The organism is Citrobacter sp. RHB35-C21 (assembly GCF_013816515.1).
Lineage (GTDB): Bacteria > Pseudomonadota > Gammaproteobacteria > Enterobacterales > Enterobacteriaceae > Citrobacter > Citrobacter braakii.
On sequence record NZ_CP057147.1, the window covers coordinates 4,558,691 to 4,582,573 of the forward strand.

General features: G+C 52.4%; 18 protein-coding genes. 5 read left to right on the forward strand and 13 right to left on the reverse strand.

Annotated features, from left to right (window positions below; all coding sequences use genetic code 11):
• Window positions 1–55: 55 nt before the first annotated feature.
• From HVZ39_RS22090 to mpl, 5 genes are all read right to left on the reverse strand, one after another.
• The gene (locus HVZ39_RS22090) at window positions 56–1,372 is read right to left on the reverse strand and encodes a PTS transporter subunit EIIC (RefSeq protein WP_181632978.1); all 1,317 of its coding nucleotides are present in this window, start codon (window positions 1,370–1,372) and stop codon (window positions 56–58) included.
• A 6-nt stretch (window positions 1,373–1,378) separates the two neighbouring features.
• Entirely contained in the window at window positions 1,379–2,068 is a 690-nt protein-coding gene (locus tag HVZ39_RS22095) for a 6-phosphogluconolactonase (protein WP_181632979.1), read from the reverse strand.
• 16 nt (window positions 2,069–2,084) lie between these two features.
• The gene (locus HVZ39_RS22100) at window positions 2,085–3,407 is read right to left on the reverse strand and encodes a 6-phospho-beta-glucosidase (RefSeq protein ID WP_181632980.1); all 1,323 of its coding nucleotides are present in this window, start codon (window positions 3,405–3,407) and stop codon (window positions 2,085–2,087) included.
• Window positions 3,407–4,159, reverse strand: coding sequence for a MurR/RpiR family transcriptional regulator (locus HVZ39_RS22105; RefSeq protein WP_016151461.1), 753 nt, complete (start codon window positions 4,157–4,159; stop codon window positions 3,407–3,409). The genes HVZ39_RS22100 and HVZ39_RS22105 overlap by 1 nt, the downstream gene beginning before the upstream one ends.
• 287 nt (window positions 4,160–4,446) lie before the next feature.
• Window positions 4,447–5,823 (reverse strand): UDP-N-acetylmuramate:L-alanyl-gamma-D-glutamyl-meso-diaminopimelate ligase, encoded by a 1,377-nt coding sequence (gene mpl, locus HVZ39_RS22110; RefSeq protein ID WP_169330418.1) that lies wholly within the window; start codon window positions 5,821–5,823, stop codon window positions 4,447–4,449.
• Between the two features lie 175 nt (window positions 5,824–5,998).
• On the opposite strand from mpl, the gene fbp reads away from it, so the two are divergent.
• Window positions 5,999–6,997 carry a class 1 fructose-bisphosphatase gene (fbp, locus tag HVZ39_RS22115; protein ID WP_016151459.1) on the forward strand — a complete coding sequence of 333 codons (999 nt, stop codon included), beginning with the start codon at window positions 5,999–6,001 and terminating at the stop codon, window positions 6,995–6,997.
• 52 nt (window positions 6,998–7,049) lie between these two features.
• Here the strand turns inward: fbp and HVZ39_RS22120 are convergent, their stop codons facing one another.
• The 5 genes from HVZ39_RS22120 to ytfQ form a co-directional block, all read right to left on the reverse strand.
• Window positions 7,050–8,162: a methyl-accepting chemotaxis protein gene (locus tag HVZ39_RS22120; protein WP_016155535.1), complete on the reverse strand. Its 1,113-nt coding sequence runs from the start codon at window positions 8,160–8,162 to the stop codon at window positions 7,050–7,052.
• A gap of 103 nt (window positions 8,163–8,265) precedes the next feature.
• Window positions 8,266–9,267 (reverse strand): galactofuranose ABC transporter, permease protein YjfF, encoded by a 1,002-nt coding sequence (gene yjfF, locus HVZ39_RS22125; RefSeq protein ID WP_016151457.1) that lies wholly within the window; start codon window positions 9,265–9,267, stop codon window positions 8,266–8,268.
• The gene (gene ytfT / locus HVZ39_RS22130; RefSeq protein WP_016155534.1) at window positions 9,254–10,276 is read right to left on the reverse strand and encodes a galactofuranose ABC transporter, ATP-binding protein YtfT; all 1,023 of its coding nucleotides are present in this window, start codon (window positions 10,274–10,276) and stop codon (window positions 9,254–9,256) included. Before ytfT ends, yjfF begins: the two co-directional genes overlap by 14 nt.
• Before the next feature lie 13 nt (window positions 10,277–10,289).
• Window positions 10,290–11,792 (reverse strand): galactofuranose ABC transporter, ATP-binding protein YtfR, encoded by a 1,503-nt coding sequence (gene ytfR / locus HVZ39_RS22135; RefSeq protein ID WP_046275826.1) that lies wholly within the window; start codon window positions 11,790–11,792, stop codon window positions 10,290–10,292.
• Window positions 11,793–11,877: 85 nt separating this feature from the next.
• A complete protein-coding gene (gene ytfQ / locus HVZ39_RS22140) occupies window positions 11,878–12,834 on the reverse strand; it encodes a galactofuranose ABC transporter substrate-binding protein YtfQ (protein WP_016151454.1) in 957 nt (318 codons plus the stop codon).
• Window positions 12,835–13,143: 309 nt separating this feature from the next.
• Here ytfQ and ppa point away from each other — a divergent pair, with 309 nt between their 5' ends.
• The 3 genes from ppa (at window position 13,144) to HVZ39_RS22155 (ending at window position 17,034) form a co-directional block, all read left to right on the forward strand.
• On the forward strand, window positions 13,144–13,671 hold the full coding sequence (ppa, locus tag HVZ39_RS22145) for an inorganic diphosphatase (protein ID WP_003025726.1): 528 nt from the start codon (window positions 13,144–13,146) through the stop codon (window positions 13,669–13,671).
• Window positions 13,672–13,870: 199 nt separating this feature from the next.
• The gene (locus HVZ39_RS22150; RefSeq protein ID WP_181632981.1) at window positions 13,871–14,941 is read left to right on the forward strand and encodes a YncE family protein; all 1,071 of its coding nucleotides are present in this window, start codon (window positions 13,871–13,873) and stop codon (window positions 14,939–14,941) included.
• 83 nt (window positions 14,942–15,024) lie between these two features.
• Complete coding sequence (locus tag HVZ39_RS22155; RefSeq protein WP_016155530.1) at window positions 15,025–17,034, forward strand: TonB-dependent receptor; 2,010 nt, start codon at window positions 15,025–15,027, stop codon at window positions 17,032–17,034.
• 42 nt (window positions 17,035–17,076) lie between these two features.
• On the opposite strand, the gene HVZ39_RS22160 is transcribed toward HVZ39_RS22155, so the two are convergent.
• From HVZ39_RS22160 to tamA, 3 genes are read right to left on the reverse strand one after another with little or no spacing between them, the layout of a single operon-like run.
• Window positions 17,077–17,421: a gamma-glutamylcyclotransferase gene (locus HVZ39_RS22160; protein ID WP_016151451.1), complete on the reverse strand. Its 345-nt coding sequence runs from the start codon at window positions 17,419–17,421 to the stop codon at window positions 17,077–17,079.
• A gap of 2 nt (window positions 17,422–17,423) precedes the next feature.
• Window positions 17,424–21,200 (reverse strand): autotransporter assembly complex protein TamB, encoded by a 3,777-nt coding sequence (tamB, locus tag HVZ39_RS22165; protein WP_181632982.1) that lies wholly within the window; start codon window positions 21,198–21,200, stop codon window positions 17,424–17,426.
• Complete coding sequence (gene tamA, locus HVZ39_RS22170; RefSeq protein ID WP_016155528.1) at window positions 21,197–22,930, reverse strand: autotransporter assembly complex protein TamA; 1,734 nt, start codon at window positions 22,928–22,930, stop codon at window positions 21,197–21,199. The genes tamB and tamA overlap by 4 nt, the downstream gene beginning before the upstream one ends.
• Before the next feature lie 212 nt (window positions 22,931–23,142).
• Between tamA and msrA the strand changes: the two genes are divergently transcribed.
• A complete protein-coding gene (gene msrA, locus HVZ39_RS22175) occupies window positions 23,143–23,781 on the forward strand; it encodes a peptide-methionine (S)-S-oxide reductase MsrA (protein WP_181632983.1) in 639 nt (212 codons plus the stop codon).
• Window positions 23,782–23,883: the final 102 nt, after the last annotated feature.

Sequence of the window (23,883 nt, forward strand, 5' to 3'; positions counted from 1 at the left end):
TCTGCAGAAAGTGCCGGATGATGTAAATACTTCATCCGGCCTGGATTCTGTGCTCTTACTGCTGGGGCTGCATTTCGCCCATAGCGTTCTCTGACAGGCTCTCTTCATGCAGATACTGCTTATCTAAAATCTTCACGAACGGTGTATAAATCGCGGTGGCGATAACCAGATTCACGGCCTGTAAAACAATGCCTGAAATCCCGGTGGTGAGGAAACCAGAAATAAAGATCGGCGTTGTCCAGGGAATGGAGATACCAGAGGTGGGGGGAACCCAGCCGAATGCGATAACCACATAAGTAACCGTACACAGCACCATTGGGGTAATGATAAACGGGATAAGCATCAGCGGATTAAGCACGATTGGCAAACCAAAAATAACCGGCTCATTAATGTTAAAAATTGCCGCCGGTGCCGCCAGCCGTGAGAGCTGCTTTAATCGCGTACTTTTGGCAACCATAAAGATGCTAATCAACAGTGCCCCGGTAAAACCCGTACCGCCGGCAATCAAATAGACATCCCTGAACTGCTGAGTAATGATGTTGGTCGCTACCAGCCCGGCCTGAGTTTGCGCCAGGTTCTGCGCACTGAGCGTTTGCCAGATAGGCCCCATTACGGATGTCATGATAGAGTCGCCATGGATCCCAAAGAACCAGAAGAAACTGATCATCATCTCAGCAATCAGTTGCGATAAGAGGGAATTCCCCAGATACAGCAACGGCTGTTGCAGCATGACGCTGATAAATTTCCCCGGCGTACCAAAAGGCGTGTTCTCAAACAGCACCTTGACGATAATCCAGAACAGTAGCACTAAGAAGATAGGTACCAGCGATTTAAACGACCTGGCAATCTCTGGCGGGACACTCGCAGGCATCTTGATGGTAAAAGCTCTGTTTTCCAGAAACTGAACCACCTTGATGGTGACCACAGTGACGATAATCCCTAAGAACATCGATTCAGAGCTAAAGTCGAGCAGCGCGTAAGCATCGGCGACGATTTCTCCCGATCCTGTCGTAATATGACCAGGCGACATTAAGAAGAAGATCGCCACCGGTAAAATAGCGGAACTTTGGCTGAGATTAAGCTTTTCAACTAACTCCTTTGAGAAGGTGATAATCACCAGCAGCGTCATTAATCCGTAGCTGGCGTTAATCCCGTAATTGAGCTTATCCAGCACGCCTTCCCCTAACAGCGAACTCATAAACTCGTGATAGCCGTTAACAGGAAAGTTGGTTAACAATACGAAAAATGAACCGACAATCAAAAAGGGAATCAGGGCAATAAACGCATTTTTTAGTGCGGTCAGGTAGATGTTTGACGAGATTTTCTCGGCCAGTGGCAACATCTTTTGTTCGAGTAGAGAGGTTATGCTCATGCCCGCTTACCCTATAAGGTTTTTTGTCACGTAATAATTAACCTGCGGGAACTGCTTGATATAGATGGCAGGAACCTGAGTGTGGTGCGCATCGCCGTTAACAATCTCCTGATAAATATCTTTTTTCGTATCGTGGTTGATGATGACAATCACCTTTCCAGCTTTGATGATTTTATTCAGCCCGACGGTAATACCCTCGGTGAGGGTGACATCTCCGGAGAAGTATTTATGGCTGGCAACGTTAATTGTTACGTCATCCAGTTGAGTTTGTAGATAATCCTCATCAAACGGCACGCCCGGCTCGTTTAAGCCGATATGCCCGTTCATTCCCACGCCCAGAATTACATAGTCAAACTCTTCACCGTTGAGCGCGGTTTGGTAATGGGCAATATTTTGTGCCGTAGAGGCAAACGGATTGAAATGGACTAACCGCACCGGATAGGCACATTTGTGCACAAAGTCCTGATTAATCATGTTCAGGCAGCTGCCATCTGATTCGCTGGGCACGTTGACCCACTCATCCAGCGCAAAGAAGGTAAGGCGTTCGGCAAACGGTGTCGCTGCCAGTGCTTCGTAAATCCAGTGAGGCGTGCTACCGGAGGGGATCAGCACGCGAGAATGTGGTTTGAGCGCGGATAGCTCCCTAACGACCTGTTCAGCCAGCGCGGCATTGGTATCAAACGTTGTACATTTCATCCGTTTCTTCTCGCTATTAAAGTGATTCAATCTTTTTGGCGAATAAAGGAAGATACTTTTTATTGGCCAGCAGCATCTCTTTGACTAACGACACCCCCGAAGTATCGCTTGAGCATAATGGGTTGAAAATAAAGCCTGAAATAAGCGCTTGATAATCGCCGGTGGCGGCGGCTTTGACGATCTGCGCTTCATAGTCTTTCATCATGGAAACAATCCCTTTCGCAGGAGATGGGATCTCGCCAGTACAAATTGGAATCGGACCATTACGGGTAAGCACACAGTTCACTTCAACTACCGCCTCTTCCGGTAAATTAGTGATAGCACCGCCGTTACGAACGTTGACGGTTTGAATGCTCTTATCGTCGAGGTAAATAGCGCGAATAACGTTCAGCGCGGCGGTGGAATAAAGCGCACCGCCGCGGGCTTCCAGCTCTTTAGGCTTATCCTGAAGCGTAACGTCGCTGTATTTTTTAAACAGTTCGGCTTCGATATTTTTGACGATCTCACCTCGTGATTGCTCGGCTGCTTCCTGCTCGGCCAGCATTTCAGTCGTCTTGAGGTAGTATTTTAAATAGGAAGAGGGGATCAGATTGGTGGCGACCAGCAGCTCTTTATTAAACTGCTCATTGCTGATGTTTTTAAAGCTCAGTGCATCGACGTCGGCGGCGTTGATTATCTCGATGGTTTCGCGGGTACGGTCGACGCCGTTATGCAAAATTTTGGTAATAAAGTTCATATGGTTGGAGCCTTTGAACTCGACGTATAAATCCTCTACGTTGGCATTCAGCAGCCTGGCCACCTGATGGGTCATATTGACAGGACCATTGCACAGGCCGATGACCCGATTGTTGTGGCTGTATTTGAGTACCGCTTCTGTCACCATGGAAGCTGGATTGGTGAAGTTAATCAGCCAGGCGTTTGGACAAATCGCCTTCATTTCATTCGCTATTTCAATGATGACCGGAATGGTGCGCAGAGCTTTGAACATCCCGCCCGCGCCGTTGGTTTCCTGGCCAATAAAACCGTATGACTTCGGCAGTTTTTCATCAACAATTCGGGCATCGATACCACCGACGCGCAGTTGAGTCACCACGAAGTCGGCACCCAGCAGCTCTGTTTTGCGGTCAAAAGTTTGGATGACATCAATTGGTAAATTTGCTTTGGCAAGCATTCTTTTGGTGAGATCGAAAATGATGTTCATTTTCTCTTTACCCATTTCAACGTCGACAAAAGCGATGTGAGAGATGGGAAGCTGGTGGTAGTTTTTAATTACCCCTTCAATCAGTTCTGGCGTATAGCTGCTACCCGCGCCAATCACCACGAGTTTTAGTTTTTTCATTAGTCTTCTACTTTTGAATTAAATTTCAACGACACTTTTCTGACATTGGATAAATGGAAAAGCATAATATCTACGATGGCTATCTGGATCGGATAGCTTATATTTTCGAAAGCAGTATCTTTAATAATGGCGTTTTTGTAGATCAAGACCGCATCGGCCTTAAGCGCCAGCGTAGAGTTTTCCCGGCTGGTAATCGCGGCCACCTTGATGCCGTTTTTTCTGGCATTAAAAATTATCTCTTCCAGCATTTCTGACTCACCGCTGTTGGAAACAATCAGCATACAATCGTTAGCGGTCAGAAAGCGGCTGCGGACATTACAGTTGGTGTAGTCTGTTTCATTGAGGATATTAAAGCCCAGCACCATCAGATTATAGCTAACATAGTTCGCCACGCTATCTGATGTACCGTATCCCCAGGTGATAATCGTATTGCAGTCGGACAAAAAATCACAAAAGACTTTGACTTTATTCTCAGACACTCTGGTTAAAGCATCCTGCATTTCTTGTATATATTCGCTAACAAACGCGTTATGGTGCTGCGAGTTTTGCGATCTGGAGAATACGTCCCGAATGTTGACCTTAAACTCCTGGAAATTATTAAAGCCTAATTTTTTTACCAACTTAGAAATAGATGGCGCGGTAGTATAAACGCGATCTGCCAGTTCATGAATTTTCATTTTATAAACATCAGCAGGGTTCTCCTGACAGAATTTATAAACTCGCAGTTCATTATTGGTTAAATTTTTTCGCATGGAGCGCACCTTTTATTATGTGGCACTTACGCCACATTGGCTCTCGAGGGGATATTAGCAAGGGAAAAGCGGAAATAGATTTTATGATTTAGAAATTAATTTCTGCGATCTGAGTTATAAATTTCCATATGGAGGCTTCCCATTCCGTTGAGAAGTATGGCGTAACCAGAAGGCCGGATGGCAACGGAGATCGTGCTCCTGAGAAAGTGCCGGATAACGGTGTAAACACCTTATCCGGCCCACAACGGATCGTAAGCCCGGTAAGCGTAGCGCCACCGGGCATTTTTTTACTCTTCTTCTGCCTGGGCTTTCTTCGCCAGGCCATCCAGCAGTTTTTGATGGATGCCACCAAACCCGCCGTTACTCATCACCAGGATGTGATCGCCAGGCTGTGCAGTTTTTACCACCATATCTGCCAGCGCATCCACATCGCCGCTCCAGTGCGCAGGCTGAACGCAGGCTTCAGCGACTTCTGCTACCTGCCACGGAATATGCGGGGGTTGCAGCAGGAACACTTCGTCCGCACGCCCTAACGACGGCGCCAGGTCATCTTTGCACAGGCCCATTTTCATGGTGTTCGAGCGTGGTTCCAGCACCGCGATGATGCGCGCCGTGCCACCCACTTTACCGCGCAGCGCCGCAAGCGTTGCCAGAATGGCCGTTGGGTGATGGGCGAAATCGTCATACACCGTCACGCCATTGGCTTCGCCGCGCAGCTCAAGACGACGACGGGCGTTGATAAACGAGCCCAGCGCATTGGCTGCATCCGCAGGCACGACGCCAACATGGCGCGCGGCAGCAATCGCCATCAGACCGTTGTGCATGTTGTGCTCGCCTACCAGGCCCCACTTCACCACGCCAACATTTTCACCGTCCAGCCACACTTCCCATTCGGATGCATCAGTGGTCAGCTTTTTCGCCTGCCAGTGACCTTGTTCACCAACCAGCTCTTGTTCGCTCCAGCAGCCCATCGCCATCGTCTGTTTCAGATTGATGTCGTTTTCCGGGTAGATAATGCGTCCCAGGCCCGGCACGATACGCACCAGGTGGTGGAACTGTTTCTGGATCGCTTTCAGATCGTCAAAAATATCCGCGTGATCGAACTCAAGGTTGTTGAGGATCAGCGTACGCGGGCAGTAATGTACGAATTTAGAACGCTTATCGAAGAAGGCGCAATCGTACTCATCCGCTTCAATCACGAAGAAGTCGCTCTCACCCAGACGCGCGGAAACCTCAAAGTTACCCGGTACGCCGCCGATCACAAAGCCAGGCTTATAGCCGCAGGCTTCGAGGATCCAGGTCGCCATTCCGGCGGTGGTGGTTTTGCCGTGCGTCCCCGCAACCGCCAGTACCCAACGATCGCGCAGCACAAAGTCATGCAGCCACTGCGGGCCGGACATGTACGGAATGTTCTTTTCCAGCACCGCTTCCACACACGGATTACCCCGGGTCATGGCATTGCCAATGATCACCAGGTCCGGCTGCGGATCGAGCTGGCTGGCATCGTAACCCTGAATCAGATCAATGCCTTGCTTCTCAAGTAAGGTACTCATCGGCGGATACACATTGGCGTCCGAACCGGTTACTTCATGACCGAGTGAGCGCGCCAGCATCGCCAGACCGCCCATGAAAGTGCCACAAATTCCCAAAATATGAATGCGCATACGTCACTATCCTTTTTTAATCTGGGGGCCATTTTACGCACATGTCCGGCAAGTGAGAAACGCATTTCAGGATATTCCGTAGTTTGCTGGCGCGATTCACCTAAGCGCGACAATGGAAATATTTGTTAATATTGTTGCGGTCGCTTTACTCCACATAAATTGCAGGGAAAGTGTTATGAAAACGTTAGGTGAATTTATTGTCGAAAAGCAGCACGAGTTTTCTCATGCTACCGGTGAACTCACTGCTTTGTTGTCGGCAATAAAGCTGGGCGCCAAGATCATCCACCGCGATATCAACAAGGCCGGTCTGGTCGATATCCTGGGTGCCAGCGGTGCTGAGAACGTGCAGGGAGAGGTTCAGCAAAAACTCGATCTGTTCGCGAACGAAAAACTGAAAGCTGCACTGAAGGCGCGCGACATTGTGGCGGGCATTGCCTCGGAAGAAGAAGATGAAATCGTCGTCTTTGAAGGCTGTGAACACGCAAAATATGTTGTGCTGATGGATCCTCTGGATGGCTCATCCAACATCGATGTTAACGTCTCTGTCGGTACGATTTTCTCTATTTATCGCCGCGTAACCCCAGTCGGCACGCCGGTCACGGAAGAGGATTTCCTGCAACCAGGCAACAAGCAGGTTGCTGCGGGCTACGTTGTTTATGGTTCTTCCACCATGCTGGTGTATACCACCGGCTGTGGCGTACACGCCTTCACCTACGATCCTTCTCTGGGCGTATTCTGCCTCAGCCAGGAACGTATGCGCTTCCCAGCGAAAGGCAGCACGTACTCCATTAACGAAGGCAACTATATTAAATTCCCGAACGGCGTGAAGAAGTACATTAAATTCTGCCAGGAAGAAGATAAGTCAACTCAGCGCCCGTACACCTCGCGCTACATTGGCTCTCTGGTTGCGGATTTCCATCGTAATCTGCTCAAAGGCGGGATCTACCTGTACCCAAGCACAGCCAGCCACCCGCAAGGGAAGCTGCGTCTGCTGTACGAATGCAATCCGATGGCCTTCCTGGCCGAGCAGGCGGGCGGCAAAGCGAGCGATGGTAAGGATCGCATTCTGGATATCACCCCGGAAAGCCTGCACCAGCGTCGCTCCTTCTTCGTAGGTAACGACCATATGGTTGAAGATGTAGAACGCTTTATCCGCGAATTCCCGGACGCGTAATACGCTTTGCCGGATGAGACGTGTTAACGCCATCATCCGGCAAATTTATCCCCTACGCCGTTTGTACTTTAAACGCCGCCATTGCTTCGAGCAGCGCATGTGACTGCTCTTCCAGTGAGCGGGTAGCCGCTGAAGATTGCTGTACCAGCGCCGCATTTTGCTGCGCCGTTTCATCCATCTGAATCACAGCGATATTCACCTGCTCGATGCCGCGACTCTGTTCCTGCGACGCGCTGGCAATTTCACGCATCAGTTTGGTCATGCGCATCACTTCATTGGCAATCTCATCCATGGTTTCGCCCGCCTGCTGCGCCAGCTCGCTGCCTTCTCCCACGTGGGTGTGTGAATCGCTGATTAACGTGCGGATCTCTTTTGCCGCCTCGGCGCTGCGGCTGGCCAGATTACGCACTTCACCTGCAACGACCGCAAAGCCCCGCCCTTGCTCACCGGCACGTGCCGCTTCAACAGAAGCATTGAGCGCCAGGATATTGGTCTGGAAAGCAATACCGTCGATTACGCTGAGGATGTCGGCGATTCGGCTGGAACTGCCGGAAATATCGCGCATTTTCTCAATCACATAGCACACCATCTCACTGCCGCGATCGGCGGTATCCGACACCGATTTTGCCAACTGGTGTGCCTGTTCCGCGTTCTGCGCATTCTGTTTCACGGTCGCCGTGAGTTCTTCCATACTGGCGGCGGTCTGCTCCAGCGAAGTGGCTGTCGATTCAGTACGTTGCGCCAGATGCTGGTTCCCGGCCGTCAGCTCACGGCTACCAATATCAATTTGTAAACTGGCATCACGGACACGCTGTACCGAGTCGCCCAGCGCATGGCGCATTTCATCCATTGCCGCGTTCAGACGGTTGAATTCGGCGCTGGCCGACAGCGCGGTAACCGGCGACAAATCCCCCGTCGCCAGGCGTTCCAGTTGCTCAACCATATTATCCAGCGGCTTGAGAAACTTATTTCGCAGCATGAACCAAATCACCGCCAGCAATGCGAGGGCAGCCAACATCGAGGCGCTCATAATACCGTGGTAAATCAAAGAAGTAATGATACGGGTAGAGGCATACAGCCCCATACCGCCGGTCAGCAACAGAAGGAACGTCAGCAGAGACAATAACACCAACAAACTTGATCGAATTGAAAGGGATTTTGGCATCGTTATATTTCCGGTTGTAGGGTTAAAACAGACCTGTACAGAACCTATCGACTACAACCGGAAAAAGTTTAGGTATTTAAATATTTAGTGAAAAATCAGGATGTTACTTTGGTGTTGCAGCCGTCCCCACTCTGGTTACTGGCGAGCTTTGACGATTTTCCCAAAGTACCGTCAGGCCGCGCTGTAAGGCAATAAAAATAAACAATAAAATGCCAATCGCGATCTTCGTCCACCAGGAACTTAATGTGCCATCAAAATTAATGTAGGTCTGGATCAACCCCTGAATGGCGACACCAAACAACGTTCCTAACACCGTACCGACCCCACCGCTCAACAGGGTTCCGCCAATCACGACTGAGGCAATCGCATCCAGCTCAACGCCGACGCCCGCCAGCGCATAACCCGCCTGGGTGTAAATTGAAAAGACAATGCCGGCAAGCGTCGCAAGCCCGGTCGACAGCATATAGATACGGATGGTCGTGCTGCGGGTTGAGATCCCCATCAGGTTGGCAGAGGTGGCGTTGCCGCCAATCGCGTAAACCTGATTACCAAAGCGCGTACGGTGCGCCAGGAATATGCCAATGACGACTACCGCCAGCATCAGCAATCCCATTGCACTCAGGCGACCGCCGCCGGGAATTTTCCATGCCAGGCTTGAGAGCATGTCATAAACCGGATGGTTAATTGGGATCGACTCTTCAGACACCAGATAGCTGACGCCGCGCAGGAAGAACATTCCCGCCAGGGTAATAATGAATGCTGGGATCTTCAGCGCATCAATCAGTAACCCCATAAACGCGCCAAACGCGCAGCCCATCAGCAGAATCAGGGGAAACGCCAACAGCGGAGATATACCCCAGTAGCCAATGGCCTTCGCCAGAAATACGCCGGTAAACGCGATCACCGAGCCAACGGACAGGTCGATCCCGCCAGAGAGAATCACGAAGGTCATGCCCACGGCGATGATGCCCAGAAAAGCGTTATCGGTCAGGATATTGCAGATAACTCTGGTTGAAGCAAAAGCCGGAAACTGTGTCAGGCAGTAGAGGTAACCCAGCACAAACACGCCGAGGGTGATCATCAGCGGTAAATTACGTTTTATCATGACCACGCACTCCTTTTATCAGGCTGATAAAGCGTTGTGATTGCACGACCAGCACACACAACACCACCACGGCTTTGACCACTTGATTTAGTTCTGGCGGGAAGCCCGACAGTAAAATCCCGGTGTTCATGCCCTGAATAATCAATGCCCCGACCACCGACAGCAGCAGATTAAAGCGCCCGCCCATCAGCGAGCCGCCGCCGATGACTACCGCCAGGATGGCATCCAGTTCCAGCCACAATCCGGCGTTATTGGCATCTGCCCCGCGGATATCCGCCGTGACGATAATGCCGGCGATAGCCGCACACAGACCGCTCAGCACATAGGTGAGCATCACGATAATGCGCGTGTTCACCCCGGCGTTTTTTGCCGCACGAATGTTGATGCCTACCGCTTCAATAAACATCCCCAGCGCCGTTTTACGCGTCAGTAGCCAGAACACCACCAGCGTTAACAGTGCAATGATCACTGGCGTGGGGAACAGTAAGAGCGAGCCGCTGCCAAACCACGACAGTTCGGGCGAGTTGAAGGTGACGATCTGCCCGGAGGTGATAAGCTGCGCCACTCCGCGCCCGGCCACCATCAGGATTAGCGTGGCAACGAACGGTTGGATCTTGAGGATTGCCACCAGAATCCCGTTCCATAACCCTGCCAGAATGCCGGAGCCTAAGGCGGCAAGCAGCACCACCGGCAAACTGTGCCCGGCCACCGTCATCGCCGCGGTGGTGGCACCGGCAATGGCCATGACAGCGCCCACGGAAAGGTCGATGCCGCCGGTGGCAATCACCAGCGTCATGCCAATCGCTAACAGCGCCACGGGGGCGGCACGGTTGAGAATATCAATCGGGCTACCGAACAGCCGACCATCTTGCAAAATCACCTGATAAAAGTGCGGCGCGACCAGGCTATCCACCAGCAGCACCAGCAGTAGCGCCACCAGTTGTGGCATGCCCTTTGGCCAGCGGAATCGCCGTTGCGGCGGAGTGGATTGAGGGAGAGATTGAGGCATCACCATAGTCTCCTTAGGCCGCAATGGCGTTCATGATCGCCGGCACGGACAGTTCAGCCAGCGGGATCTCGGCCACCTGTTTGCGATCGCGCATAATAATGACCCGATCGGCATAGCCCACTAACTCTTCCAGTTCGGATGAAATCACCAGCAGCGCCAGACCATCCGCGCACAGCGTTTCGATCAGGCGGATGATCTCGGCATGCGCGCCGACGTCGATCCCACGCGTAGGTTCATCGAGGATCAGGAACTGCGGTTTGGTCAGTAACCAGCGCGAGAGCAATACTTTTTGCTGATTGCCGCCGGAGAGGAATTCGATCGGCTGTTCAGCGTTGGGGGTGCGAATTCCGAGCTGGCGGATAAAACGCTCGGCAATCTCATTTTGTTCTTTCCGCGGAATAGGCCGCAGCCAGCCACGCTGCGCCTGTAATGCCAGAATGATGTTTTCACGCACCGAGGCGGCGGCGATAATGCCATCCGTTTTGCGATCCTCCGGACAGAAGCCGATCCCCAGACACGAAGCCTGATGCGGCGATCGCAAGGTCTGCGCTTTGCCTTTGATCAGCGCACTGCCGCTGTCGGCGGGTTTAATACCGAAGATCACCTCCGCCGTTTCCGTTCGCCCGGATCCCAGCAGTCCAGCGAGACCAACGATCTCACCAGGACGCACCTGTAGATCAAACGGCGCGATGGTGCCTTTCTTGCCAAAGTCGCTAAAGGCCGCCACTGGTTTATCACTCAGCAACGTACGGCCCGCACGCTGTAGCGCATGGGTATCCAGTTCGCGACCCAGCATCATTTTGACCAGTTCGATCTGTGGCAGTTCGCGGGTTTCACGGCAGCCAACGAAGCCGCCGTTACGCAGAACGGTAATGCGATCGCTGACCTGATAGACCTGATCGAGGAAATGGGTAACGAAGATCAGACTGACGCCCCGATCGCGCAGATGCCGCATCAGGCCGAACAGCATTTCTACCTCCTGGGTATCAAGACTGGCGGTGGGCTCATCGAGGATCAGCACTTTCGCGGAGAGATCGATCGCCCGACAGATAGCGACGATCTGCTGCATCGCCACGGAAAAGCGGTTCAGCGGCTCGCGCACGTCGAGGGAAAAACCGTATGACGCCATCAACTCCGTCGCGCGTTTTTCCATCTGCTTGCGCAGCAGCAGGCCAAAACGCCGCGGTTCACGGCCAATAAACAAGTTATCCGCTACCGACATATTGGGCAGCAGATTCACTTCCTGATACACGGTACCGATCCCCAACTGCTGGGCATGGGCAGTATTTTTGGGGGAGATAGGCTGGCCTTCGAGCCAGATCGTGCCGCGATCTGCATGGTAAACGCCGGTCAGCGCTTTGATTAGCGTCGATTTACCGGCTCCGTTTTCTCCCAGCAGCGCCATAATCTCACCGCGACGCAAGCTGAAATCCACGTTATCCAGCGCTTTGACGCCGGGAAAGAATTTGCTTAATCCTTCGGTGCGGAGGATTTCCTGATGGGGGTCGGTGGTCATGGCATTCCTCCGGTACGAAATCACGGCCTTTTCGTAGGCCTGATAAGCGCAACGCCATCAGGCCTACGGAAGACCGGCAGCAAAACTAGTAGCCCATGTTTTTCTTCTTCTCTAACTCTTCTTTCGCCGTATCCGGCAGATAGAGGATCGACTTGGTAATGGTCAGCTTTTCAGGCATCGTGCCGTCTTTTTTGAATTTCTCCAGCGCGTCGAATGCCGGACCTGCCATATTCGGCGTCAGCTCGACGCTGGCGTTGGCTTCACCGTCAATCATTGCTTTGTAGATATCCGGTACACCGTCGATGGAACCGGTCAGAATATCTTTGCCGGGTTTCAGGCCTGCTTCTTTAATCGCCTGGATTGCCCCGATCACCATGTCATCGTTGTGGGCGTAAACCATGCAGATGTTCTTGCCATTGTTTTCCGCTTTGATAAAGCTCTCCATCACTTCTTTCCCTTTACTGCGGGTGAAGTCGCCGGACTGTGAGCGGATAATCTTAATGTTTGGCGCGTTGGCGATGGCTTCAGCAAACCCTTTTTTACGATCGATGGCCACGCTGGCCCCGACGGTCCCTTGCAGCTCAACGACGTTACACGGCTTGCCGTTCACCTGTTTAATCAACCAGTCGCCGATCAATTTACCTTCCAGCACGTTGTCGGCGGTGACCGTGGTCATATAGAGAGATTTGTCTTTTACATCGATGGAACGATCGAGCAAAAAGACCGGAATGTCGGCATCTTTAGCTTCTTTTAAAACCGGTTCCCAACCCGTTGCCACGACCGGCGCAATAAAGATGGCGTCAACGCCCTGCGCAACAAATGAGCGAACTGCTTTAATCTGGTTTTCCTGCTTTTGCTGGCCGTCAGCGATTTTCAGCGTAATACCACGCTTTTCAGCCTCGCTTTTCGCAACGTTGGTTTCTGCGGCGCGCCAGCCGGATTCAGAGCCAACTTGCGAAAATCCTACGGTTAAAGGGGCTGCCATTGCCATAGACGACATGGCTGCCGAAACTGCTGTGACTAAAAGTAAGCGCTTCCACATAAGTGCGTCCTCGTAGGGTGATTATTGTTGGTTAATAAACCGTCGCGAAAAAACTATAGACAATTGAGCATGTAACGAATTGCGTTACATCACACTTCAAAAAAGTAAATAAAACGTTAATCACAACTTTGTAATCGCTTTCATCCCGCTATGAAAAATGCAGCTGAAGATATGGATTTTTCTGTCACGATAGAGGGGTAAAAAGAAGAAAATGAGCGCAGAGAAAGCGAAAACAAGCGGAGACATTCAGCGCGAGTTGGCTATAATACCCGCCACTTGTTTGCCATAGCTTATTTAAAGGAAACAGACATGAGCTTACTCAACGTCCCTGCCGGTAAAGATCTGCCGGAAGATATCTACGTTGTTATCGAGATCCCTGCCAACGCAGATCCGATCAAATACGAAGTTGACAAAGAGAGCGGCGCCCTGTTCGTTGACCGCTTCATGTCCACCGCGATGTTCTATCCGTGCAACTACGGTTACATCAACCACACCCTGTCTCTGGACGGTGACCCGGTAGACGTTCTTGTCCCGACTCCGTACCCGCTGGAGCCAGGTTCAGTGATCCGCTGCCGTCCGGTTGGCGTACTGAAAATGACTGACGAATCCGGTGAAGATGCGAAACTGGTTGCGGTTCCGCACACTAAGCTGAGCAAAGAATACGATCACATCAAAGATGTGACCGACCTGCCGGAGCTGCTGAAAGCACAGATCACCCACTTCTTCGAACACTACAAAGATCTCGAAGCGGGCAAATGGGTGAAAGTTGACGGTTGGGACAACGCTGAAGCCGCTAAAGCTGAAATCGTTGCTTCTTTCGAGCGCGCGAAGAAGTAAGTTCGCGTTTGCTTAAAACCCTGAACGCCAGTCTCTGGTTAGTAAGGGTTTTTAAATTTCTACGTTCTACCACCTCTCCCCTTCGCTGTTTTCTTTTTGACCTACCAGAATGGGTAGTCACATTTCATTTATCTTAATTGCGAATGATATTAGATCTCATTATCATTCTCAGCATGTAAATAAATGTGAATAAAAGTCAATGAACCTCCACAATGTGAAGTCCCTGAAACGCTATTCCTGCGTGGCTCTCGCCACAGCGCTGTTATTTACCAGCCTGTCCAGCGTGGCGCAGACGCTACCTGAGAAAGATTTTCTGACCCGCGATGTCGGTAACGGCGTGTATGAACTGGCGGTAGATAGCCAGCAGAATGCACTTTTTGTCGCCTCGTCGCCGTCGTTTGATAAAGATAAAACCAGCGGGCTTATCTATAAACTCGATCTGGAGAAACTCACGACGACTGAAGTCATCGACACCAGCCGTCGTGCCTTTGCCACCGCGCTGGATGAAGAAAACCAGGTGCTGTATGTCGGCAACACGCTGGAAGGTTCAGTAACGCTAGTCGATACCCGCAGCGGTAAAGAGCTGGCGATACTGCAACTGAGCGAAGCCAAAAACCCGAAAGATATTGTTCATACGCGTGAAATGGTGCTCGATAAACAGCACCACCGTCTGTACGTTTCCGGCGTGGCTGAAAAGGGCATAGTCTGGGTGGTGGACACACAAAAGCGCGAGAAAATCGCCACCCTCGAGAACATGGGCCAGTACCCGACCGGCATGGCCGTGGATGCAAATAAGAACCGCCTGTATGTTGTGAATGGCCGAAACGAACTTATTACGCTGGATACCACCAACCATCAAATTATTAATCGCTTTACCATTGAGCCAGATAAAAAACATTTTTTCCTGAATATTGCCCTGGATGCAAAAAATAACCGCGCATTCCTGACCGATCCGGATTTAGTGGATGTACTGGTTGTTGATATTAATACCGGTAAGGTTATTGCACCAATTAAGGTTATTAACTCGCTGGCAGTGATATATAACGAAAAACGCCAGGAAGTTTATATCACCCACCGTAATGCTAAACGCATCAGCATTGTGAACAGCAAGACCTACCAGGTAAAACAAAGCATTGAAACCAATGCATTACCTAACAGCCTGGCGCTCTCGGCAGATGCTAACACCCTGTACGTCAGCGTCAAACAGTCGGAAAAAATGACAGGTGTGAAGCCCGACTACGTGCTGAAAATCGATCTCTCTAAATATTAATAATTAAAAAACCATCTGCACCTTGCAGCTTTTTTGAGCTGCAAGGTGATGTTTTTATTTTTTACTTTTCAGGTGTCTATATTATGAAAACGCGTCAACTTATTACGCTGACAGGGATCGTTGCATTCTCAGGCGGTGTTATTTTCCCCACCCAGGCAGAAGAACTCACCGAGACCTCACGCACTAGCGAAGATGAAATGGTGATCACCGCATCCGGATTCTCGCAGCAAAAACGCGAAGCGCCGGCCACTATTTCAGTTATCGATCGTAACACGCTGGATATTCAGCCGGACCGTAGCATCGGTGAAGCCATTAAAAACCTTCCCGGCGTCTCGGTCACCAACAGCAGCGGTATGAACGCCGGCAGCATTATGATCCGCGGCATGGACCCGTCCTATACCGCTTTTATGGTCAACAGCGTCAAACAAAATACCGGTGAATCTCGCCCTTACGGACATGATATTGGTACTGAAGCCAACTTCTTACCGCCAATGGAGGCCATTGAGCGTATCGAAGTTATCCGTGGGCCGATGTCCTCGCTGTACGGCTCAGACGCCATCGGCGGTGTGGTTAACGTCATTACCAAAAAACCGTACGGCGCAAAAGAGTGGACCACGGCAATTGCTGCCAATACCTGGCTGCAGGAGCACCAGTATTTAGGTAATACCAGCCAGATGAATTTGTTTACCATGGGGCCGATTGTGCCCGATGTTCTCGGCCTTAGCGTGGCGGCCGACTGGCTTGACCGTCGCGATGACGATCGCAATAACTATTTTGGCAAACACAATCGTAAATCCGTTGATATGACATTGGGCCTGGCCGCCAGCGAAAATAACCTGTTCGATCTCAACGTGGTCACCGGTGAGCAGGAAAAAAACCGTACCCAGAAACGCGGTGCGCCGTGGTCATGGCTGTTCGATCGTAACGCCGCCACCCTGACGCATACCGGCTGGTATGCAGACGACACCATCGCGACGACCAACTACATAAACTATGAAAAAGGCCGTTCGAAGTACGTTTATGACGGACAGTCCCCGCAGTATGTGCAGATGGAGAACTACGTCGCCAATTCGCAAACCACTTTCACGCTCGACACCCATAAACTGACTGTTGGGGCGAATTTCACGCGCGAAGAGCTGAATGACCGCTTTGATGTGGCCAACAAAACGCTGCCCGGATCTGACCCGGTGACCAAAATCAGCCGTAACGGTTGGGCATTGTTTGCTGAAGACGGCTGGAGCATTGGCGATTTCATCCTGACCACGTCAGCGAGGATGGACCAGGATGACAATTTTGGCACACATATTACGCCAAAAATGTACGGTAACTGGGCCTTTAGCAATGACTGGGCGCTGAAAGGCGGCGTTTCCGCAGGCTATAAAAAACCGGAGCTGCGCGCGACGTCCAGCAACTTCGTAACCCCTTACGGCTCAACCGTACCTTATCCCTTCCTCACCGTTGGTAACGACGACCTGAAACCTGAACAAAGCGTTAACTCTGAACTGGGCCTCTACTGGACGGGAGATGCGCTATCGCTCGACAGCACCGTCTTCTATACGCAGTTCAAAGACAAAATTGCTGAACAAACTATTTGTGAAACCACGTCGACGAACCAGTGCTCCGTCAACGGCTACAACGCGGATTCCGTCAGTAAATACTTCAACGTCAGCGAGGCGGATGTATACGGTATAGAACTGAATGCCGACTGGCAGATTACCGCCGATGTAAAAGCCAACGCTAACTACACCTGGAACCACAGCGAACAAAAAAGCGGCGTTAACAAAGGCTACGCACTAAACGATTATCCGCGCCATATGGCGAATCTGTCGCTGAACTGGGCGGCAACGCAAAGCCTGGACGTATGGAGTACGGTGAATTATCGCAGCAGTAACCGCAACAGCGGCAATAACTATAAATACGATGACTACACGATGGTGGACGTAGGCGTACGTTATCAGCTCAATAAGCACACGCAACTGATGGCTGGGGTCTACAACGTGCTGGATGAGGATCCGAAACTGACAACCGCGTGGAACGAATCCGCACAGGTGGAAGGACGCCGCTATAACCTCGGCGCGCGCGTGGAGTTTTGAATCCAGAATAAAACAACGCCACCCGAGGGTGGCGTGTTCATATCAGTACTGGTCTCGGTCTAACCAGTTACCGCTTTCAATCAGCGTTAAGCCATCAACCGGACGTTGGTACACGTACATCCATGCACTTCCGTACGGCGTTTGAATTAACTGGCGTGCGTATTCACCGCCACGGGTACGCAGAGCGTCAAGCTCTGCCAGCGTGGCGTTATCAATACGATAAACTTCCCCGTGTACTGTTCCCTCTCCTGGAACGGCGCCTGGATAGTGGCCCAGGCTATACAACTGGTAGTTGTCGATACTGAAATTTCCCAGCAACAGGGCATTGGTCATCCAGTGGCTGTTGCCTTGTTTGGTTCGTAAACTGCCGTAGACAAATATTCGCATTGCTAAAACTCGAACTGATAGAGCAAATCAAGTGCCTGATCTACGCCAGACACTGCTTCCAGATATAGCTTAGGCATCAGACGATAACGTAGCGTGAGTGTCGCTAAGGAGTCAAATATACCCACACCATATTTCACCTGCAGACCTGGCAGTACGTATCCGCTGACAACCACCTGAGATGAATCACCCACCCCTTGTGTGTCCAGTGCCAGATTGCTTACGCCAAATGTCTCCCCGATTTTACCCACAACCTGACCACTTTGTGCAACCCCCAGACCAATAAGCATTGAAGTCATTGCCGCGCTGTCGCTCTGTTCGCTATCCAGTCCTTGTCCGCGTAGCAGGTAGGACAGCGCCATTTGCTGCGACATCGCCGGGTCGGAGAAGATTTCCGCCTTCGGTTCATCGGCAGTGCCCGTGACGCGAACCCCGGCGATCACGTCGTCTTCGGTGGCTTCCGGGTTACGAATTGCTTCGATGTTGAGTAACGGCTGATCAGGCGGACCGGAGAACAACAGCTCGCCCTTACGCACAATCAGATCCTGACCATAGGCATGGAAACGCCCGCTCGGAATATTAATTTGTCCGTTCAGCCCCAGCCCCTGCTTATCCTGCACCACTTTCAGATCGCCCGTCAGACGCGCTTTCAGACCAAAGGCGTCAATACGCACGTTGTTACCGACGTGGATGTTCAGGTTGCTGTTGATCGGAATACCTGCTGTCTGCGGTTTCTCCGGTTGCAGATTGTTGTTAAGCATGACCATATCGCTGGAAACCCCTACCGCGCTCTCCGGCAGGTCGTGTACCACGATACGCGCCCACGGCACATCCACGTTGCCATCGAGGGTAAACAGGCTCGGCGTGGCTTCAAAGACCACGTCCGGCGATACGTCCAGACGGACCATCGGCGGCACGGTAATACGAACCCTGCTGCCTTTAGCCGCAACGCGCGCCCGCCAGTTGTCTATCTGACTCCAGTCGGCATCGCCGCTCAGGTTAATTTCGCCCTGCTGCGTACGCACCACGCCCGCCAGCGTTGAGCGTGTTCCGGTGAAGTTAACGGCTAACTGGCTTGGCTGCATGTCAAACGGCATAAAGTTGCCGTCGATATCCAGACCGCTCAGCTGCAGCTGTCCGAGCAGCTGCGGGCTTTGCACATCGCCGCCCAGACGTAGGTTGGCGTTGATCACCCCTGCCGCTTTTTCACCGCGCGAGAAAATGGGGTTCACCATCGCCAGATTAAAGTTGCGGATGTTGACGTTGCCGCCGAGACTGCGGCGTCCTTGCGGATCCGTCACCTGCACCTGGCCGTCAAACTGCCCGTTATTGGTCAGGCGAATCAGCCAGCCCAGCTCGGCACGGTTATTGTGCAGGTCGGCGGTCAGATTCAGCGTTTCAAACGCCACAGGGAGCGGCGCATCGTTTAAGCTTTGCGTGACCTTCACGTTACGTCCGCTCAGCGTAACCTGCCCCTGCGGCAGCCCCTCTTTGGTGGTGTCCCAGCTCACATCTGCTTTGCCAGTGAAAACACCGCTGGCCTGGGTTGTATCCGGCATAAACGGTTTTAGCATCGCCAGGTCAAAGCGGTTAAGGTTCACCACCGCGCGTCCTTGTGCACCGGCATCAATGGTTTGCGGTACGCACAGTTCCGCATTCGGGTTGTTCCAGCAGTGCGGCCCAATGCTGATTTTCTGTTCCTGATTGCGATAATCCAGCGCGACAGGGCGGTTAAGGGACCACGGACCGACCGGCGTCTGGAAGCGGGTATCGCTTAACGCACCTTTCCAGCGCTGCTCTTTGCGATCAAAGCTACCTGCCAGGGAGAGCTGCCCGGAGACCGGTTCCCCCTGAATGCGCAACTGCAGCTCATGCTGCTTTTCGCTACCTTTGGCATTGAGCGTCACCAGGCCAATATTCACGTCAGGCTGTACAATCCGCTCTACGCGAACGTTGAGATTACCAGCGATTTGCTCTGCCGATTTCACGTCGCCTTCGACACGCACCTGAGCGACGGACAGCTCCTGCCAGCGCAGACCACGGGCGGTGATATCCGCCAGCAGCTGTGGCGCTTCAACCGTACCGCGAACTTTTACCAGCCCTTTCGCCGTACCGCCCAGTCCCGGCAGCGCGTTATCCAGGCTCGGGGCATCAATCGTCGCGTCGAGATTGAGGTCTTTGACCCCCAGTTCCCCTTTCACATCCGCGCTGTTGCGTCCCAGTTCCAGATGCAGGCCCGGGATCGTCCACTGCAGGTAGCTGTTACCCTTCAGCGAGCCGTGCACATTAACCTTGTTCTGCTTCACGTTGCCGGTCAGCTTCAGCTCGGGCACCTCCATCTGCCAGCTTCCGCCGTACAGACTGCCGCGAGTTTTCACCAGGCCATTCAGTTTTGATGGCCACTCCGGGATCGCTTTCGCCGTGTTGATGCCATCCAGCGTTAGCTCCCCGCGCCAGCTGATCGCCTGCTGCCAGTCCACCAGCGCTTTCAGCTCAGTTTTCCCTTCCAGCGCCGCAACGCTGAGTTTGTCGAGATTGATCTGCTGTTCGTTGCCTTTGGCGTCCAGCGTGATGGTAGCCGGAGGAATATCCTGCCCTTTCACAGCGGTACGCATCGACAGCGTATAGTCGGTCATCTTACCGGTCAGTTTGAGCTTGATGTCATCAGCCTGGAACTGCTTGTCGCCAGTAAACGGCCAGTAAACCTGCTTACTCACCACCTCAAGGTTGAGCGGCAATCCGGCTTCCGCCAGACGCACCTGCGCCCGCAGGTCCATATCCACCGGACCAGACAGATTTACGCCGACTTCCAGCTGTTCACGCAGCGCGCCGCCGACCTTCAGCTTCACCTTTTCGCCTTTTAACGGGTCGACGTTGAGCGTGCTGTTTAACGTAATATCGACCGGCCACGTGTCGGTCAGTTGCGCCGTGCCGCTGGCTTTTACCGTCCCCTGATTCGAGTCGATATCCAGTGCATCGAGTTTCATGTTGCCGTCAATGCTGCTCACTTTCAGCAGCATGTTATGCACCGTTAAATCCGTATCCCCGATCACGCGCAGCTGCTCGCCGCGAAACGCTTCAATGTTGAGATTGAGCGGCAGATGGACATCGGTCATTTCCGGCAGCACCGGCTTTGAGAACAGCTCTTTTAGCGTTTCGCCGAGCGGTTTTTCATCCGGTTGCGGATTTTGAATCTTTGGTTCGACAACCTCTTCCTGCGCCACTTCCGCCACTTTAGGCAGGGCAATCAGCAGCCCCTGTAATGACGTTGGCTTCAGGGTTAGCGTTTTTTCTTGCCAGTTCAGGCCGGAGGTAAATTCCAGCACCGAAACCGTGGTGTCATCGATTTTGATATTGATGTTGTTCAGCGCCACGCGCGAAAGCGTGATTGGGTAAGGTGTGGAAAGGTTAAGCGGACCGCTCTCTTCCTCTTCAACCGGCGCTGATGGCGGCATCTTTTTGCTGTCGATCGCCACGTTGATATTTTTCAGCGACAGATCGTTGACGCACAGGCTGCTGTCCCACAGGCAGTTAAGCCCCACGGCCAGATGCACTTCGCCAGCATTCACCGCCACGCCTGGTTGGTCATAACGAATATTTTTGAGCGATAAATCCCGCCAGCCGCCGGTAACCTGACCAATCTCCAGCCCCGGAACCCAACGATTCGCCGCTTTGAAGATCAGATGCAGGCCCGAAGTGGTGCCGACGAGGAACGCCACCGTGCCTAACAACAGCAGGATAAAAATCAGCACGCCGAGGCTTATCTTCTTCCATAAACTCATAATTCAGGCCCCAGACCGATGTAAAACTGTAAACCATGTTCATCTTTGTCGCCCACAGGGACAGCAAAGTCGAGCTTGATGGGTCCCACTGGCGATTGCCAGCGTACGCCTACCCCGGCACCGGTTTTGAAATCGCTTCTGCGGATATCGCTGACCGCTTCGCCGCTATCGACAAACATCGCGCCCCACCATTTTCCGGTCACGTTGTACTGATATTCCAGCGAGCCGGTCGCCAGCTTCGAGGCCCCTTTCAACTTGCCGTCGCTGCCTTCAGGCGAAATAGATTTGTATTTGTAGCCGCGAATGCTGCGATCGCCCCCGGCGAAGAAACGCAGATCCGGCGGTACTTTGTCGAAGTCCCCGGTTTCGATCCAGCCGAGGTTGCCGCGCATCACAAAGCGATGACGATCGTACAGCGTGCGGATCCAGACGTTTTGTGCCTGGAAGACGGAGAAATCAACGTCTGAACCCCAGGCCGTGTTGGAGTAATCGATGGAATAACGTTGGGAGTCGCCCCAGACTGGCATCAGACCGCCGCGCGAGCGCGTCCGGCTGATCATCACGCCCGGATAGAGCAGCATGGTGGTGTTAGTGACGTTACCCTGGGTAAAGTGGTCGAGGCTCCAGCGCAGGTTAATCGCGCGCTGCCAGCCGCTGGAGAGATCCCAGTAGCGGGAAACCGCAAGCGTAGTGGAGTCCTGCTCGGTATCGTTTAAATCGGTACGCTTAAAGCCCCCCTGCACCAGGTAATACTGCTCCAGCGGGTTCTTTAATAGCGGCATTTTATAACTGAAATCAAGAACCTGCTCTGGCGCAGAGATGCTGGCGCTGGTGGTCAGGCTGTGGCCATAGGAGTTCATCCACGGCTTTTTCCACGAGGTCTTCACCCGTGGACCGACGTCAGTTGAGTAACCGACCCCGGTTTCGATGGTATTTTCAGTTCGCGGCGACACCACGCCTTTCAGCGGCAGCACTTTGGTTTCACGGGCTTTATCAAATTCCGGTGCGACGACCACGGAATTAAACCATCCGGTCGCCGACAGACGACGGTTCAGTTCGCCCAGATCTTTCGACTCGTACTCTTCACCCTCTTTAAAGGGCACCAGATTTTGCAGGTACTCATCGCGAATTTGCGAGCCTTCAAAAGTGACATGGCCAAAGCGATAGCGTTCACCGCTGTTGTAATCGATATCCCAGAATGCCTGGCGGCGTTCGAGCGCTATCCCAAGCTGGCTTTTATTAAATTCACTGTCGAAATAGCCTTTGCGCAGCGCCACGCTGGTGAGTGATTTTTTGAAGTTATCATAGTCCCCCTGATTCAGCACGGTGCCGATTGCCGGTCGCGTTTTCAGCAGATCCAGGTAATCTTTATCCGTACGTGCGCCACCGCGCAGAATCACTTCGGTGCCGCCAATCAGCACCGGCTCACCAGGGGTCACTTTGGCAATCAACACCTGGCGTCCTTTCGCCGGCGGCGGACGCAGCTCAAAATCAATGGTGGGCTCAAAGTAGCCCAGCGCTTTTAGCCCTTCGCGGATGGCATCATCAACGCGCGCACGAAAGCGTCGGTCTGGAGTGACTTCATCACTTTGAATCGTGGATAGCTGCGCACGGACGTTTTTCTCCAGCGGTCCTGATAATCCTTCGACCTGTAAGCGAACATTCGCTGCGGCGGCGGAGCCACTTAAGCACAGTAATCCCACCCAACATAACTGACGGATATGTGGCACATTTTCTCCTGAATATCCTTTTTTCCCACCCCTGGAAAAAAATACTATGCCGTTCCTCGGCTTAACAAAAAATCAACAATAAGAGTTGAAAAACAGACGACAACCCAAATATTTCTTATGTTTAACTCTAGACGTATTCACGCCGTTTATTGTGGGCAAAGACGCGTCTCGTTACAACCTTAACCCAAATGACTGATTTCGGGAGAACGGCCATGAGTTTATTTGATAGAAAGCATCTTGTTACTCAAGCAGATGCCCTACCTGGACGCAACACCCCGATGCCAGTGGCAACGCTGCATGCGGTTAACCAACATTCGATGACCAACGTGCCCGACGGTATGGAGATAGCCTTTTTCGCCATGGGATGTTTCTGGGGCGTTGAACGTTTATTCTGGTCATTACCCGGGGTATACAGCACAGCGGCCGGATATACCGGCGGCTACACCCCTAACCCAACCTATCGGGAAGTGTGTTCCGGCGGTACCGGACACGCCGAAGCGGTGCGCGTCGTCTATGACCCGCATGTTATCAGCTACGAGCAACTGCTGCAGGTGTTCTGGGAAAATCACGACCCGGCGCAGGGCATGCGTCAGGGGAACGACCAGGGGACGCAGTATCGCTCCGCCATTTACCCGTTAACGCCGGAGCAAACCGTCGCGGCACAGGCAAGCCTTGAGCGTTTTCAGGCAGCAATGACCGCCGCTGGCGACGAGCGCACCATTACAACGGAAATCACTACCGCAACCCCGTTTTACTATGCCGAGGACGATCACCAGCAGTATCTGCATAAAAATCCTTATGGGTACTGTGGCATTGGTGGGATTGGCGTTTGTCTGCCGCCACAAGGATAATCGCCACCCTCTGGCGGCTTTACAGTACCTTACGCTATACTAGCTCCTGAAATTGCCGGTCCACTCCCTTCGGACCGGTTTTCAATGTGTATTTCACACGGA